Annotated in this window: 13 protein-coding genes, 2 tRNA genes and 2 pseudogenes; 16 read left to right on the top strand and 1 reads right to left on the bottom strand. The window is 60.1% G+C overall.

Going from position 1 to position 15956, the window contains the following annotated elements:
* Positions 1-9: 9 nt before the first annotated feature.
* Positions 10-1089: a tartrate dehydrogenase gene (locus tag ACMXYI_RS24175; protein WP_415769397.1), complete on the top strand. Its 1080-nt coding sequence runs from the start codon at positions 10-12 to the stop codon at positions 1087-1089.
* Between the two features lie 123 nt (positions 1090-1212).
* Here ACMXYI_RS24175 and ACMXYI_RS24170 read toward each other — a convergent pair whose 3' ends face one another.
* On the bottom strand, positions 1213-2139 hold the full coding sequence (locus ACMXYI_RS24170; protein ID WP_415769396.1) for a 2-hydroxyacid dehydrogenase: 927 nt from the start codon (positions 2137-2139) through the stop codon (positions 1213-1215).
* Between the two features lie 272 nt (positions 2140-2411).
* Between ACMXYI_RS24170 and gabT the strand changes: the two genes are divergently transcribed.
* From gabT to ACMXYI_RS24095, 15 genes and pseudogenes are all read left to right on the top strand, one after another.
* Positions 2412-3704 carry a 4-aminobutyrate--2-oxoglutarate transaminase gene (gene gabT / locus ACMXYI_RS24165; RefSeq protein WP_415769395.1) on the top strand — a complete coding sequence of 431 codons (1293 nt, stop codon included), beginning with the start codon at positions 2412-2414 and terminating at the stop codon, positions 3702-3704.
* Positions 3705-3799: 95 nt separating this feature from the next.
* Positions 3800-4456, top strand: coding sequence for an HAD family hydrolase (locus ACMXYI_RS24160; protein ID WP_415769394.1), 657 nt, complete (start codon positions 3800-3802; stop codon positions 4454-4456).
* A gap of 45 nt (positions 4457-4501) precedes the next feature.
* Positions 4502-4990, top strand: coding sequence for an Lrp/AsnC family transcriptional regulator (locus ACMXYI_RS24155; RefSeq protein WP_008055821.1), 489 nt, complete (start codon positions 4502-4504; stop codon positions 4988-4990).
* A 384-nt stretch (positions 4991-5374) separates the two neighbouring features.
* Positions 5375-6145 (top strand): DUF4198 domain-containing protein, encoded by a 771-nt coding sequence (locus ACMXYI_RS24150; RefSeq protein WP_415769393.1) that lies wholly within the window; start codon positions 5375-5377, stop codon positions 6143-6145.
* Between the two features lie 28 nt (positions 6146-6173).
* A complete protein-coding gene (locus ACMXYI_RS24145; RefSeq protein ID WP_415769392.1) occupies positions 6174-7379 on the top strand; it encodes a DUF1624 domain-containing protein in 1206 nt (401 codons plus the stop codon).
* A 66-nt stretch (positions 7380-7445) separates the two neighbouring features.
* Positions 7446-8789, top strand: a complete 1344-nt coding sequence (locus tag ACMXYI_RS24140) for an OprD family porin (RefSeq protein ID WP_415769391.1) — start codon at positions 7446-7448, stop codon at positions 8787-8789.
* 20 nt (positions 8790-8809) lie between these two features.
* A complete protein-coding gene (locus ACMXYI_RS24135) occupies positions 8810-9055 on the top strand; it encodes a hypothetical protein (protein WP_415769390.1) in 246 nt (81 codons plus the stop codon).
* Positions 9056-9150: 95 nt separating this feature from the next.
* On the top strand, positions 9151-11712 hold the full coding sequence (gene nirB, locus ACMXYI_RS24130; RefSeq protein WP_415769389.1) for a nitrite reductase large subunit NirB: 2562 nt from the start codon (positions 9151-9153) through the stop codon (positions 11710-11712).
* Entirely contained in the window at positions 11712-12092 is a 381-nt protein-coding gene (gene nirD, locus ACMXYI_RS24125; protein ID WP_415769388.1) for a nitrite reductase small subunit NirD, read from the top strand. Before nirB ends, nirD begins: the two co-directional genes overlap by 1 nt.
* Positions 12089-12529, top strand: a complete 441-nt coding sequence (locus ACMXYI_RS24120; protein ID WP_415769387.1) for a CBS domain-containing protein — start codon at positions 12089-12091, stop codon at positions 12527-12529. Before nirD ends, ACMXYI_RS24120 begins: the two co-directional genes overlap by 4 nt.
* A 204-nt stretch (positions 12530-12733) precedes the next feature.
* Positions 12734-12829 (top strand): annotated as a pseudogene (locus ACMXYI_RS24115) (DUF3079 domain-containing protein); the annotation flags it as partial.
* Between the two features lie 248 nt (positions 12830-13077).
* Positions 13078-13151 (top strand) — tRNA-Cys (locus ACMXYI_RS24110).
* A gap of 195 nt (positions 13152-13346) precedes the next feature.
* Positions 13347-13433 (top strand) — tRNA-Leu (locus ACMXYI_RS24105).
* A gap of 172 nt (positions 13434-13605) precedes the next feature.
* Positions 13606-14277 (top strand): annotated as a pseudogene (locus ACMXYI_RS24100) (tyrosine-type recombinase/integrase); the annotation flags it as partial.
* 56 nt (positions 14278-14333) lie between these two features.
* Entirely contained in the window at positions 14334-15896 is a 1563-nt protein-coding gene (locus ACMXYI_RS24095) for a dipeptide ABC transporter ATP-binding protein (protein ID WP_415773963.1), read from the top strand.
* The last annotated feature ends 60 nt before the right edge of the window (positions 15897-15956 follow it).

Here is a 15956-nt window from a genome sequence, read left to right as displayed (position 1 = left end):
GGCAGGTTGATGAGCAAGACATTCAAAATCGCCGCGATTGCCGGCGATGGCATCGGCAAGGAAGTCCTGCCGGAAGGGCTGCGAGTACTGGAGCAAGCCGCGAAAAAATGGCAGCTGGATCTGAGCATCGAAGTGCTCGATTGGGCGCATTGCGATTACTACCTGGAACACGGGCAAATGATGCCCGACGACTGGTTCGAACAGCTCAAGGGTTTCGACGCGATTTACTTCGGCGCCGTGGGCTGGCCGGACAAGGTGCCGGACCACATTTCCCTGTGGGGCTCGCTGCTCAAGTTTCGCCGCGACTTCGACCAGTACGTGAACATTCGCCCGGTGCGGCTGTTCCCCGGCGTGCCGTGCCCCTTGGCCGGACGCAAACCTGGGGACATCGATTTCGTGGTGATCCGCGAGAACACCGAGGGCGAGTATTCGTCGGTGGGCGGCAAGATGTTCGAAGGCACCGAGCATGAATTCGTGCTGCAAGAGTCGGTGTTTACCCGGCGCGGCGTGGACCGGATTCTCAAGTTCGCCTTCGAGCTGGCCCAGACCCGACCCCGCAAGCGCCTGACGGCGGCGACCAAGTCCAACGGGATTTCCATCAGCATGCCGTACTGGGATGAACGAACCGCATTAATGGCGGCGCAGTACCCGGACATCACCTGGGACAAGCAGCACATCGACATTCTGTGCGCGCGTTTTGTGCTGCAACCGGACCGGTTTGATGTGGTGGTGGCGTCGAACCTGTTCGGCGACATTCTGTCCGACCTGGGGCCGGCCTGCGCCGGAACCATCGGCATCGCGCCGTCGGCCAATCTTGATCCGGAGCGGCGGTTTCCGTCGCTGTTCGAGCCGGTGCATGGCTCGGCGCCGGACATCTATGGGCAGAACATCGCCAACCCGATTGCGATGATCTGGTCCGGGGCGTTGATGCTGGATTTTCTGGGGAATGGGGACGAGCGCTATCGCGCGGCGCACGACGGGATTTTGCAGGCGATTGAACGGGTGATTGCGGAGGGGCCGATTACGCCGGATTTGGGGGGGAAGGGGTCGACTCAGGAGGTTGGCAAAGCCATCGCCGACATTCTCTAAGCTACCGTGAATGATCGTTCCCACGCTCTGCGTGGGAATGCCTCAAGGGACGCTTCGCGTTCCAGCTCTCGAAAGGGACGCGGAGCGTCCCGGGCTGCATTCCCACGCGGAGCGTGGGAACGATCAGTAGCCCCGCTTTCGATCCACTTCCCCTACCATCAACTCCCCCCGCTCATACCGCCGAATATTCTCCAACAACACCCCAAACGCACTCTCCGGCTGCGTCATCGCCGCAATATGCGGTGTCAGCAGAATTTGCGGATGGTCCCAAAACGGATGATCCGCCGGCGCTGGTTCTTCCTGCAGCACATCGAGCACCGCGCCACTGAGCTGCCCGCTGTCCAGCGCCTCAAGCAGATCACTTTCCACCAGATGCCCGCCACGGCCCATGTTGATCAACGCCGCGCCATGGGGCAATTGCCGGAACAACTCACGATCAAGAATGCCCTGGGTCTGCTCAGTCAGCGGCAGCACGCACAGCAGAATGTCGCACTGGCTGAGAAACGCCGGCAGTTGCTCGCGCCCGGCATAGCATTCCACGCCAGCGACCTGATGCGCACTGCGCGCCCAACCCGACAAGGCAAAACCTAATGGCTGCAATGTCGCCAGAATCTGCCGAGCCTGGGTGCCAAGGCCCATCACACCGATCCGCCGCGTGGCCGCCGGTTGCAGCAAGTGCGCCTGCCAGCACCGGGCCATTTGCTGCTGGCGATAGCGAAGCATGTCCCGGTGCAGGCTCAGCACCGCGAAACTGGCGTACTCGCACATGCCGCGGGTGATGCCAGGGTCCAGCAGGCGCACCACCGGCAAGCTCGCGGGCAAGCGACTGAGGTCCAGTTGATCGACGCCGGCGGACAACGCGAATAACACTTTCAGATTCGGCAGCAAATCATCTAAATCGTCGGGTGCCTGCCACGCGGCGACGTATTCGATGTCCGCGGGATCACCGATGTCCGGCCAGGCGCGCCATTCGATATCCGGGGCGTGCGCGGCGAACAGTGCTTTCCACTGTTCGCCGCGCACAGGGTCAGCTTTATAAAGCAGGGCCATGGGCATGTCCTGAAGGATGAAGGTGCTGTCCATCATCGCGCAACGTCGGCGCAGGATCTGTCGAAAGGGCCGGGTTAAACGGGTTTCGCGATGTTCGATCGGCGACGCCCCGGCAGATTCGGCGGGTGAAAGGAATCTGCCGTTTGGCAGGGTGAAAACAGTCGATCCGAATTTCTCAGGGGCCAAGTTCGGCGTAGATCGTTTCGCGCAAGGCTTAACCTGAACACCATCGCAACCACCTCCCGGTTGCCGGACTCACGATGGGAAATGCCATGAATAGCAAAGTCGACGAAACCCCTCATTTGCTCCGTCAGCGCGATCAATTCGTGCCGCGTGGCCTGGTTACCGCTCACCCGTTGGTGATCGATCGCGCCCAAGGTGCCGAGTTGTGGGACGTGGACGGCAAGCGCTACCTGGATTTTGTCGGCGGCATCGGTGTGCTGAACATCGGTCACAACCACCCGAAGGTGGTCGTTGCGGTGCAGGCGCAATTGCAAAAGGTCTCTCACGCCTGTTTCCAGGTGGTGGCCTATAAGCCGTATCTCGATTTGGCCCAGCGCCTGTGCGAAATGATCGGTGGAAAGGAAGCGTATAAAGCGGCGTTCTTCACCTCTGGCGCCGAGGCGGTGGAAAACGCGGTGAAGATCGCTCGCGCCCACACCAACCGTTCGGCCGTGATCGCCTTTCGCGGCGGCTTCCACGGTCGTACCTTGCTCGGCACCACGCTGACCGGCATGAGCCAGCCGTACAAGCAGAACTTCGGGCCGTTCGCGCCGGAGGTCTTCCACACCCCGTATCCGAATGCCTATCGCGGTGTCACCAGTGAGATGGCGCTCAAGGCCCTCGACGAGTTGCTGGCCACCCAGGTTGCCCCTGAGCGTGTCGCCGCGATCATCATTGAGCCGGTGCAGGGCGACGGTGGTTTCCTGTCAGCGCCGGCGGAGTTTCTCCAGGCTCTGCGCGTGCTGACTGAGAAACACGGCATCGTGCTGATCCTCGATGAAATCCAGACCGGTTTTGGCCGGACCGGCAAGTGGTTCGGTTTCCAGAACGCCGGCATTCAGCCGGACCTGGTGACCGTCGCCAAGAGCCTGGCCGGTGGCTTGCCGTTGTCCGGGGTGGTCGGCAAGGCCGAGATCATGGACGCGCCGCTGCCCGGTGGCCTGGGCGGCACTTACGGAGGCAACGCCTTGTCCTGCGCCGCCGCACTGGCGGTAATCGATGCTTTCGAAGAAGAACAATTGCTGGCCAGAGGCGAAGCACTCGGTGAGCGTTTGCGTCAGGGGCTGCTGCGTTTGCAGGCCCGTCACGGGCAAATCGGCGACGTGCGCGGCGCTGGGTTCATGCTGGCGATCGAACTGATCAAGGATGACGCGTCCCGCACACCGGACGCTGACCTGAATCAGCGACTGATCGATGAAGCCCGGGCCGGCGGTTTGCTGGTGATCAAATGCGGGGTGTACCGCAACGTGTTGCGCTTCCTCGCACCGCTGGTGACCACTGAAGCACAGGTCGATGAAGCGCTGCAGATTCTTGAAGCGGCATTGGCACGGGTCTTGAACTGAGCTCATGGCCGCTCGGGGCGGTGCCACAAGGCATCGCCCGTGAGCGTTTATGGAGCATGGATTGATGGAATGCATCATCGGAGGCTTTGCACACAATGGGGCTGACTGATTATCGAGCGCTGCTCATCGATTGCGATGAGGTCCTGGTCGATCGGGACTCGGGTGTCTGGACGGCACTGCAACCGCTGCTGGACAGCCGAGGCGGTCACCCGGACAAGGAACAGGTGCTGGCCGAATACAGCGAGGTGGTGCGTGCGCTGTATCCGCGTTTCGCTGAGCTGGGCTTTAGTGGCGTGCTGTGTTTCGCCCATCGCCAACTGGCCGAGCGCTGGGGCCTGAAAGCCAGCTGGGAGGAGGGCATGAGCTTTGCCCGTTCGGTGGCCGGTTGGTCGCTGTTCGAGGACGCGCCCGGGGCGATGTTGTACCTGCGCAAGTTCTATCGCTTGCTGGTGCACGGCGACCGGGATGCCGAAGATCGAGGGTTGCTGTGTGAGCGATTGGGGATCATGCCCGACGATTTCATCTCACTGGCCAGCGACCCTTTGCTCGATCCGCAGTGGTTAAAAGCCAACGACCTTGAAGTCGGCAGCATCCTGTATGTGACCCGTCCTTCGGCCGGTCGACAAGCGGCCAAAGACGTGTGCCTGATCTGTCGCGGCCGCTCAAAACACCCCACGCCGTGCGCGGCGGATTACTGTATTAACAGCATGGCGGATCTGGTGGCTCAGCATCAGCTGTCTTTACGGCGCTGATTTTGCTAGAAGATTGTCTTACAAACGGCAGTCAAGAGGTACGCAATGGAAGGGTTAGTCAAACTGGACCGAATCGACATCAGTATCCTGGTGGAGCTGCAAAAGGACGGGCGCATGACCAACGTCAGCCTGGCCGATGCGGTGGGGTTGTCGGCCAGTCCCTGCCTGCAACGGGTCAAACGGCTTGAGTCGGCCGGGTATATTTCCAGCTACAAGGCGCACCTGAACCTGGCCAAGATCACCGATTCGGTGACGGTGTTTACCGAAATCACCTTGAGCGACCACAAGCGCGAAGACTTCGCCAAGTTCGAGTCCAATATCCGTCTGGTGGACGAAGTGCTCGAATGCCATTTGATCAGCGGTGGCTACGATTATCTGGTGCGCTTCATGACCCGCAGCATCCAGCATTATCAGGAAGTGATCGAAAGCCTGCTGGACAAGAACATCGGCATCTCCAAGTATTTCAGTTACATCGTCATCAAGTCCCCGGTGCTCAAGGACGGCGTGCCGCTGCGCAAGCTTCTGCGCCACTGACAGCCTCCATTCCCAATACCAACACGAATCCCCCTGTGGGAGCGGGCTTGCTCGCGAAAGCGGTTTGTCAGTCGACATTTCTACCGACTGACACGGCCTCTTCGCGAGCAAGCCCGCTCCCACAGTTTGCACTGCGTTTGGACATTCGGTCCACAGAACCGACCAAGGCGCTTCATCCTGGCGCAAGCCGCATAAACGGCTGTTTCAAGCCACAAAAACAGTTGCCGATTGCCCCGTATGCACTGATTTCAGAGCAAAGCGCAAAAGTCTCTGCGCTGTAATGCGTACAGAGAGAGGGGCGCGGTTTTTGAAGTCGCTGATTTGACAGAATGAGACGGCTGCAACAAATCGCTGAATAACACCAATCGGAGCGAAAAAATGCGAATGAGCAACGCAAAAGCACTATTGGGTTACGGCGTCTTCCTGCTGGCGAGCAGCAGCGAGGCGCATCAAATCTGGTATGAACAACCACCCGGGCAGCCATTGGCGTTGTACTACGGGGAATATGACAAGAACATGTTGGAAGTCACGCCGGGCGGGATGGACCGGTTCCAGCAACTCAAGGGCTGGTCGATCAGCAACCGGTCCCAGCCGTTGACACTGACCTTGCAGCGCCAGGCGTTTGCGGTAGCGCATCAAACCCGGGCAGATGACTCGTTGCTGGCCCAGGACCCGCACTATCCGATCTTCGATATTCATGAGGCCGACAAGGCGCTGAAGACTCACTGGACGCCGGCAACCCGTTGGGTTGGCGACTTGCGTGCCCGCACTCCGGAACTGACCCTGGACATCGTGCCCACCGGCGTCACCGATGCTGACAAGGCGCAATTCCAGGTGTTCTATGCGTCCAAGCCGTTGGCCGACCAGGACGTGGTGCTGGAAACCGGCTCCGGTAAAGTGTTCACCCAACGCACCGATGCCGCGGGCAAAATCAGCTTCGAGCTGCCGTGGCAGGGCACCTACGTGGTGGCCGTCGAATACAAGGACCGCACGCCCGGCGAACGTATCAGTCCTCAAGGCAAGGCCGAACCGTTCGATATAAAGAGCTTCAGTTCGACACTGTCGTTCTATCGATCACAGGGCCAGACGCCATTGCCGCGCGCGCCGTCGCAGCTGCCGGCATCGGAAGTCGCCAGGCTGAAGAAACAAGCCTGATCCCTCGACCACTACATGAGTGACTGATATGACCCCATCTTCAGGATTGGCAGGGCAGGCGACAACCGCTTCCCCTGCGCTTGCAACCAGTGCCGTCAAGGCCAACACCCGCATGCTGGCGATCGACGCCCTGCGTGGTTTCGTCATGCTGTTGATGCTGATCGACCATGTGCGGGAGACCTTTCTGCTGCACCGTCAGGTCACCGACCCGATCGATGCGTTGAGCGTCACGCCGGACCTGTATTTCACCCGCATGCTCAGCGAGATCTGCGCCCCGGCGTTCATCCTCCTCACCGGTTTGTCGGCCTGGCTCTACAGCCAGAAACACACGGCGAAAGAAACCTCGGTGTTCCTGCTCAAGCGCGGGTTGTTCCTGGTGTTTCTCGAAGTCACCTTCGTGTGCTTTGCCTGGAACGCCGAGTTCCCGCCCAAGACCCTGTGGCTGCAGGTGATCTGGTGCATCGGCATCTGCATGATCGTGCTCGCCGGTTTGCTGCACTTCAAACGCAGTTGGCTGATCGTGCTCGGCGTGGCCATTGTCGCCGGGCACAACCTGCTCGATGGCGTGACCGTGGGGCCGGAGTCGCCGTTCTTCGTACCGTGGTCGATCCTGCATCAGCGGGTGTTCATCGACATCACCGAATTCACCCGGGCCCGCACCACGTACCCGGTATTGCCCTGGATTGGCGTGATCCTGCTGGGGTGGGGGATCGGGCCGTGGTTCGGCAAGGACATGGACCCGGCCGAGCGGATTTCCCGCCTGCTCAAACTGGGGGCAGGCCTGCTGGTGGCGTTCGTGTTCATTCGCTACCTGAACGTCTATGGCGAGAAACCCTGGGTGCAGACTGGTGACTCGTTGCGCACCTTCATGAGTTTCATGAGCGCCAAGAAGTACCCGCCCTCGCTGATGTTCCTGATGCCGACGATTGGCCTTTCGCTGATCTTGCTGGCGCTGTTCGAGAAGCTGCAGGATCGCTGGTCCACCGCGACCCTGGCGATTTACGGCGGGGCGCCGATGTTCTTCTATTTGCTGCACTTGTACGTACTCAAGGCCATGTACCTGGTGGCAGTCGCGATCTGGGGCACCAATCAGGGTGCCTACTATGGCTTCGATAACCTGCCCACGGTGTGGCTGTGGAGTGTGATCCTCGGGGTGTTGCTGTTCTTCCCGACGCGCTGGTTCGCCAACCTCAAACAGCGCCGCCGCGATATCGCGATCCTCAAATACCTCTGAGGTGACCTACGGTGTCCCCCGTTCGGCGGGACACCTTGCAGACCCCGAATTCTGTGGAGTTGCACTGTGAAAACCCTATCGACGCATACCCTGCTATTGGCATTGGGCGGGCAGTCCCTGCTCGCCCTGGCTTCAGAGCAAGACACCGCAAAAGGCTTTATCGAGGACAGCCAATGGAGCCTGCTCAACCGCAGCCTCTACGACCGTCGCGACTATGAACACGGCTCACTGAGCAATGGCGCGCGCAATGCCTTCAAGCCCCGCGCCGAACGCAGCGACCTGGCCGAGGAGTGGGCCTACGGCCTGATGGCCGACTTCACCTCCGGCTACACTGCCGGCCCCGTGGGCTTGGGTATGGATGCTCATGTGTATTCCGGCTGGGAACTGGACAGTGGGGGCGGGCGGGCCGGTAAGGCGCGGGTGTTGGGCGTGGACAATGACGGGCATCCCAAAGACGAATTCAGCCGTGGTGGCGCGGTGGCCAAACTGCGGATTTCCTCCACCGAATTGCGTTACGGCGAGCAGCGGGTGAAAACGCCCGTCTTCGGTTCATCCGACAGCCGCTTGCTCCCGGAGACCGCCACCGGCTGGCTGCTGACCAGTCGCGAACTGCCCACCACCACCCTGTATGGCGGGCATTTCAACGAGAGCACCGACCGCAACGCCACCAGTCATGACCGAGGGTTTGTGGTCAATTACTCCAACGGCAAACAGGGCGACAGCTTCGACTTGGTGGGGGTGCGCAACACGGCGGTCAAAGGACTCAACGCCAGCCTGTTCAGCGCGGACTACGCCGACACTTGGCGACAGCACTATCTGGGCGCGGTTTACACCCAGCCATTGGCGGAAGGCCAGGACCTGATCTTTGATCTCAATCTGTACCGAACCCAGGACACCGGCAAGGCCTTGTCCGGCCGCATCGACAACACCACCTGGAGTTTGCTGTCGACCTACAAGCTCGGTGCCCACAGCTTCGGCCTGGGCTATCAAAAGGTCGATGGCGACACGCCCTTCGATTACGTGACCCGTGGCGCGATCTACTTGAGCAACGCCGTGGCGCTGTCCGATTTCAACGCGCCCAAGGAGGCTTCCTGGCAAGCGCGCTACGATCTGAACATGGCCGGTTACGGCATTCCCGGCCTGACCTTCGGCGCACTGTACGTGCGCGGCAGCGGCATCGACGGTACGCACATGGACCCCAATGGTGGTTACAAATGGCTGGGTTACGGGCAGGGCGGCAAGCACTGGGAACGTGATCTGCAGGCCAAATACGTGGTGCAGTCGGGCGTCGCGAAAAACCTCGCATTCAGCCTGCGCCATGCGGTTCATCGCGGAAATGCGGCCCAAGCAGAACTGGACGCCAATCAGATCCGCCTGGCGATCGAATACCCGCTGGGTGGCAAATTCTGATCCGGATCGGGATCGCCTTTGTGCACTTTTATAAGGCCGCGCAACACGCCTCTGCACTATGCGAAGGCAAACATCGGGCATTCCTGGGCACCCGTGGTCAACGTTTACTGGCCCAAGGACTGCCAATGGCCGACTGGCACAAAGTCTGCAAGACACTGTTCAGGCCCACTGTGAATGCAGTCGAGTGGGCAGCCCCCTCGGTCAACGACGATCGATTGGCCGAACAGGTCGCGGGCAACATCGGTGGCTCCGGCATAGATGCCTGACTTAGCACCGTAAACGAACAGGCAAAGACGCCTGGAACCGCAAGGTTTCAGGCGTTTTTTTTTGCTTTTTGAACAGCTATCGACGGGTGTCTCTTATGAATTCCAATGTTGCCACTTTGAACAAGCTGCAAACGCTGATCGTGATCGGCAATGGCATGGTCGGACATCATTGTGTCGAACAGCTGATCGAACGCGGTGCCCTTGATCACTATCGGCTGCACGTCTTCAGCGAGGAGCCGATGCGGGCCTACGACCGCGTGCACCTTTCCGAGTATTTCTCTGGCCGTGATGCCGAGTCGCTGGCCCTCGGTGAAGCCTCGCTGTACCAGACCCCGGGCGTCACGCTGCATCTGGAGGTGCCGGTCCTGGAAATCGACCGCGCACGCCGCCAGGTGATCACCGCGCAAGGCTGTGTCTCCTACGACAAACTGGTGCTGGCCACCGGGTCCTATCCGTTTGTACCGCCAATCGAAGGCGCCGAGGGCGATTCGCGCCTGGTGTATCGCACCCTTGAAGACCTCGACGCCATTCGTGCCGCAGCAAGCAACGCCCGACGCGGTGTGGTCGTCGGCGGTGGCTTGCTGGGCCTGGAAGCCGCCAACGCGCTGAAAACCCTGGGGCTGGAAGCTCACGTGGTGGAATTCGCCCCGCGCCTGATGCCGGTGCAGTTGGACGAATACGGCGGCCTGGCGCTCAAGGCGCAGATCGAACGACTCGGCGTCGGCGTGCACCTGTCACGCGGCACGCAATCGATCAGCGCAGGCGAGGAATATCGCTACCGGATGAACTTCGCCAATGACGAATTCCTTGAAACCGACCTGATCGTGTTCTCCGCCGGTATCCGTGCGCAAGACGCACTGGCCCGTCAATGCTCGCTGGAAGTCGGCCCGCGCGGCGGTGTCGTGATCGACGACCAATGCCTGAGCAGCGATCCGAACATCTATGCCATCGGCGAGTGTGCCGCGTGGAATGGCAGCATTTTTGGCCTGGTCGCTCCGGGCTACCAAATGGCCCGCGGTGTTGCCGCACTGCTGTGCAACGAAACCGCCGAGCCGTTCATGGGCGCGGACATGTCGACCAAACTCAAGCTGCTGGGCGTCGATGTCGGTTCCATCGGCGACGCCCACGGCAGCACGCCGGGCGCGCGCAGTTATCAGTTCATCGACGAAACCACGGCCAGCTATCGACGCCTGGTGGTGGACGCGACGGGCCAACACGTACTCGGTGCGGTGCTGGTCGGTGACAACAGCTACTACGACACGCTGCTGCAATACATGCAGAACGCGATTACGCTGCCGGCGGAACCCGCCAGCCTGATTCTGCCGTCGTCCGAAGGCGCGCCGACCCTGGGCCCGGGCGCGTTACCCGAGTCGGCCACGGTGTGCTCGTGCCATAACGTCACCAAGGGCTCCATTTGCTCGGCCATCGACGGTGGCTGCACCGACCTCGGCCTGCTCAAGTCGCAGACCAAGGCTTGCACCGGTTGCGGCGGTTGTGCCGGGCTGCTCAAGCAGGTTTTCGAGCATGAGTTGATTGCCCGTGGTGTCAGCGTCGACAAGAGCCTGTGCGAACACTTTGCCTATACCCGCCAAGAGCTTTATGCGCTGGTGCGAGTAGAAGGGGTGATCACCTTCGAAGAACTGCTGGCCAAGCATGGCCGTGGCCACACCGGTTGCGACGTCTGCAAACCAGCGGTGGGCTCGATCCTCGCGTCGTGCTGGAACCAGCCGATCATGGACGCGTCGCTGGTGCCGCTGCAGGACACCAACGACACCTTCATGGCCAACATGCAGAAAAACGGCACCTATTCGGTGGTGCCGCGCATCCCAGGTGGCGAGATCACCGCCGACAAACTGATCGCGATCGGTGTGGTGGCGAAAAAATACGACCTCTACACCAAAATCACCGGCGGCCAGCGTATCGACCTGTTTGGCGCGCAGTTGCATGAACTGCCGGACATCTGGGCTGAACTGATTGAAGCCGGTTTCGAAACCGGTCACGCCTACGGCAAATCGACCCGGACGGTGAAGTCCTGCGTCGGCAGCACCTGGTGCCGTTACGGCGTGCAAGACAGCGTGCAAATGGCCCTGACCATCGAGGACCGTTACAAGGGGCTGCGCTCGCCGCACAAGCTCAAATTCGCGGTGTCCGGTTGCACCCGGGAATGCGCCGAGGCCCAGAGCAAAGACGTTGGCGTGATCGCCACGGAGAAAGGCTGGAATCTTTACATCGCAGGTAACGGCGGTATGCGCCCACGTCACGCCGAGCTGTTCGCTACCGACCTCGACGATGAAACCCTGATCCGCTACATCGACCGCTTCCTGATGTTCTACATCCGCACCGCTGACAAATTGCAGCGCACCTCGGTGTGGCGCGAAAGCCTGGAGGGCGGCCTCGATTACCTCAAGGATGTGATCATCAACGACAGCCTCGGGTTGGGTGAAGAGCTCGAATCGCAGATGCAACTGGTGGTCAACCGCTATGAATGCGAGTGGGCCAACGCCCTCAAAGACCCGGAAAAACTCAAGCGCTTCCGTACCTTCGTCAACGATAAACGCCCGGACCCGGACATCCACTTTGTCCAGGAACGCGGCCAGCGGCGCCCGATCATGGCCGCCGAACTTAACCTTATCCCTGTTATCGAGGAGATTGCCTGATGAGCCAGCCCAATACCCAACGCATCGATTCCCTGGAAAACCCCGAGGCCTGGCAAACGGTGTGCGAGCAACAGGACCTGGTCAGCAACTCCGGCGTTGTCGTATGGCTCGATGGCGCACAGGTGGCGCTGTTCTACCTGCCGGGTGCCGAGGGGCGGACCCTCTACGCCATCGACAACCATGACCCGCAATCCGGGGCGAATGTGATCGGTCGCGGGTTGGTGGGCAGCATCAAGGGGGATCTGGTGGTTGCATCGCCGATCTACAAACAGCATTTCCGGCTTGAGGACGGCAGCTGCCTGGAGTATCCGCAACAGCGTTTGCGTGTCTGGCCCGTGCGGTTGAACAGCGGCGTGGTGGAAGTCGGGGTACACGTATGAAAACAGCCGCTCAACTGCTCAAACTCAAGGTCGTGCAAAACCGGCAGGTGCATAGCATCGCGCCCGATGAAATGGTGCTAGAAGCCTTGAGGATCATGGCCGAAAAGAACGTGGGCGCGCTTCCGGTGATTGAGGGCGGGCAGGTGGTCGGCGTGATCAGCGAGCGTGACTATGCGCGCAAGGTGGTGCTGCAGGGGCGCTCTTCGGTTGGTACGCCGGTGCGCGACATCATGAGCGCGCCCGTGGTGACTGCCGACAGTCAGCAGAGCATCGAGCGTTGCATGGCGGTCATGACCGACAGCCATCTGCGTCACCTGCCGGTGGTGGACGGTGGTGAACTGATCGGTCTGTTATCGATCGGGGATCTGGTCAAGGAGGCCATCGTTGAACAGGCGGATCTGATTCGGCAGTTGGAGCATTACATTCGCGGGCACTGAATGGGTTGGCGCCACGGTGAGAGGTAATGCTGTTCACTTTAAGGTTGGGGTACATATCCATTCCTGCGGTAACGGCCGCCGCGCCCGCTCGCTGATGCCGTGGTTGCTGCTGGTGTTGTTCGGTGCGGGGCTGGGCTTGGTCTGGTTGCGCTACTTGCCAGCCCTGGCCTCACCACTGGCCTCATTGTTTTCCAGCCAATTCCCCTGGCGTGCGGCAATGGCTCCGACAGGACAATGCATCCGGTCGAAATGATCGGAGACGATTGGTATCTGCATGGCGACTGGGCATTGACCCGTTGATCGCGGTAGAAGATGTAATGGACGATCCCGGGCTAAAGGGCTGAGCAACCCCCTGGAAACATGGAAACCACCTGGCGGAATTTTTTTTGAAATCAAGGGGTTGCCAGCCTCGGGAAATCAGTACATAATTCACGCCATCGAAAGCACTGACCGCTGAAAAAGCTCAATGTTTTCAAGGAGTTAGATCACGAACCTTACTCCAAGTTTGTACGCGTCTGATGTTGTGCTACATGACATCAGATGTTTGAGGCCGAGTAGCAAAATGGTTATGCAGTGGATTGCAAATCCACCTACGCCGGTTCGATTCCGACCTCGGCCTCCACTTTAAACGAGCTCCGTAGATCTATGATTTACGGAGCTTTTTTATTTGACCTGTGCTGCAAGATTTAGTCTTGAAAAGGCCAGTCGCGAACTTGCTTCGCCGGAGCGGGATGTATATATTTCCTCCTCTGCCGCACAGGCGTCAGAACTGCCAGATCGTTATTTGACAGTCTTCAGACTGCTTCACCGCGCTACCGCCCGAATGGCGAAACTGGTAGACGCATGGGACTTAAAATCCCCCGCTCGTAAGGGCGTGCCGGTTCGATTCCGGCTTCGGGCACCATCTTGCATTCCACTGAGCGCTTTTGAATTCTTTGGAAGCCTTGAAAAACCTGCCTTCTGGCGGGTTTTTTCGTTTTAGCATTCCGTCGGAGTCTTGCCCATTCTTCTGGAATCCAGTCATTTAGAGGGCAAAGTTAGGGGTAGTCTTTGGTTCGATTAAGGATGATACCCTTATGTCGCGCACAACTGCTCCGCTTACCGACGCTGCTTGCCGTTTAGCCAAGCCAACTGACCGTCCCTACAAGCTTTTCGACGGCGACGGTCTCTATCTCCTAATCCAACCCAATGGCCGTAAAGGCTGGCGTCTCAGGTACGTAAAGCCTGACGGCCGGGAGGGGTTGACCTCCCTCGGCAGCTATCCCGTGATTGGCCTGGCCGAAGCTCGCGAGAAGCGTTTAGAGGCGAAGCGGATGCTCGCAGACGGCATTGATCCCGTCGAGAACAAGCGTAAAGCCAAAACGGAAAATGCTGTCAACGGCCGTACCTTTGAAAGCGTTGCGTTGGACTGGCACAAGAACATGTCGGCCAGATGGACACCCGACCATTCCAAGAATGTGTTGAACCGTCTGAATAACTATGTTTTCCCGTTTATCGGTGCTCGCGCGATTGCTGATCTCGATACTTATGATCTGATGCAACCTTTGGAAACGATCAGGAAACGAGGAACGATTGACGTCGCCTTAAGGGTACAAAGATACCTGCAAAGTATTATGCGTGAGGCAAAACGCCTTCGTCTTATTCCGATAAACCCTGCGTACGATCTTCAGCGCTTGATCAAACCGCCGCGAGTCTCCCATCGGCCTGCATTGCCCCTGTCACGCCTCATGAATTTGGGAATCAGGCTGGCCGGAATGCCACACAATTAAAAGTCAAACGTGGTGCGATGAAGTAGGCGTTCCAGCTGCAGGCCGGTGAAATACTGGCGATTGTCGGCGAGTCCGGCTCGGGCAAATCGACCACGGCGGCGGCGCTGGTGGGTTTGCTCGCCACCAACGCGCGGATCGAGGCGGGCAGTATCCGCTTGGCGGGTCAGGAGTTGATGCAGGCCAACGAGCGGCAGTGGCAATCGATTCGCGGACGCCGTGTCGGCTTCGTCCCCCAGGACCCTGGGTTGTCACTCGATCCGGTCAAACGTATCGGCAGCCAACTGATTGAAGCCCTGACCCTGCACGGGGTGCCGAAAGCGCTGGCTCGCCAGCGCAGCCTGGAACTGCTGCGCGAGGTCGGTCTGGCGGAGGTCGAGCGGATTTCGCGCAGCTATCCCCATCAGTTATCGGGCGGCATGCGTCAGCGGGTGCTGATTGCCATCGCCCTGGCCAACGATCCGCCGCTGATTATCGCGGATGAGCCCACCAGTGCGCTGGATGTCGGCGTGCAGCGCCAGATTCTCGACCGCTTGCAAGCACTGGCCCGCGAGCGCGGGACCGCCGTGTTGCTGATTACCCATGATCTTGGGGTGGCGCTGGACCGCGCCGATCGGCTGTTGGTGATGCACCAGGGGCGAATCGTCGAGGCCGGCGATGCCCGGCGAATTTTCCAGGCGCCGCAACACGCCTACACCCAACAACTGCTCAACGCCGCACCGAGCCTGACCGTGCAACTACGGCGTGCGCCGACGGCAGTGCCGCAGGTTGCTGGGCAGTCCGCCGCGCTACTGGTGGCGAAGAACCTGAGCAAGGATTTCTCCACCTGGCGTAACCCTGGGCCAGCGGCGGTCGATGGGGTGTCCTTTCATTTGCCCCGACACGGCACCACCAGCCTGGTGGGCGAGTCGGGTTCGGGCAAGTCCACCACCGCGCGGTTGATTCTCGGTCTTGAGCGACCCGATACGGGGAGTGTGGTGTTCGATGGTCAGGACATCAGCAAGGTTTCACAGCGCGAGTGGCTGGCCCTGCGCCGACGGATTCAGGTGGTCTATCAGAACCCCTATGCGTCGCTCAATCCGCGTTTGAACCTGGAGCAGATTATCTGTGAGCCGCTGCAAGCCTTTGCAGTAGGGGATGCGGCCTGGCGCCGGCAACGGGCGGCGACCCTGCTGGAGCAGGTCGAGCTGCCGGCGCGGTTGCTCGGCAGTCGTCCCACCGAATTGTCCGGGGGCCAGCGTCAGCGTGTAGCGATTGCCCGGGCGCTGGCGCTGGAACCGGAACTGCTGGTGCTCGATGAGCCTTTGTCGACACTGGATGCTTCGGTTCAGGGGCAGATTCTGAAGTTGCTGGGGGAACTGCAAGCAAGGCTTGGTCTGAGTTATCTGTTTATCTCCCATGATCTGGCGGTGGTTCGGCAGATTTCGGATCAGGTGGTTGTGATGCAGGCGGGCCGGGTGGTGGAGCAGGGGGCCTGTGAGCAGATCTTTCAGGCGCCTTCCAGTGACTACACGCGCAGTCTGTTGGCGGATATTCCGGGCCGGCGCCATAGCCTCGAGGCCTCTGGCCGCACCTTCGAACTCGCCGCCGCAGGGGCATGAACGGCGGCTGGACCTGGTCGCAGGCGGCAGCGCAGCCTGCGATCTCTTGATCTGTTTCCC

This window comes from Pseudomonas lyxosi, from assembly GCF_047758685.1.
Classification (GTDB): Bacteria; Pseudomonadota; Gammaproteobacteria; order Pseudomonadales; family Pseudomonadaceae; genus Aquipseudomonas; species Aquipseudomonas lyxosi.
The sequence above is the reverse complement of the archived record's forward strand: the minus strand, read 5'-3'. Positions and strand labels throughout refer to the sequence as shown.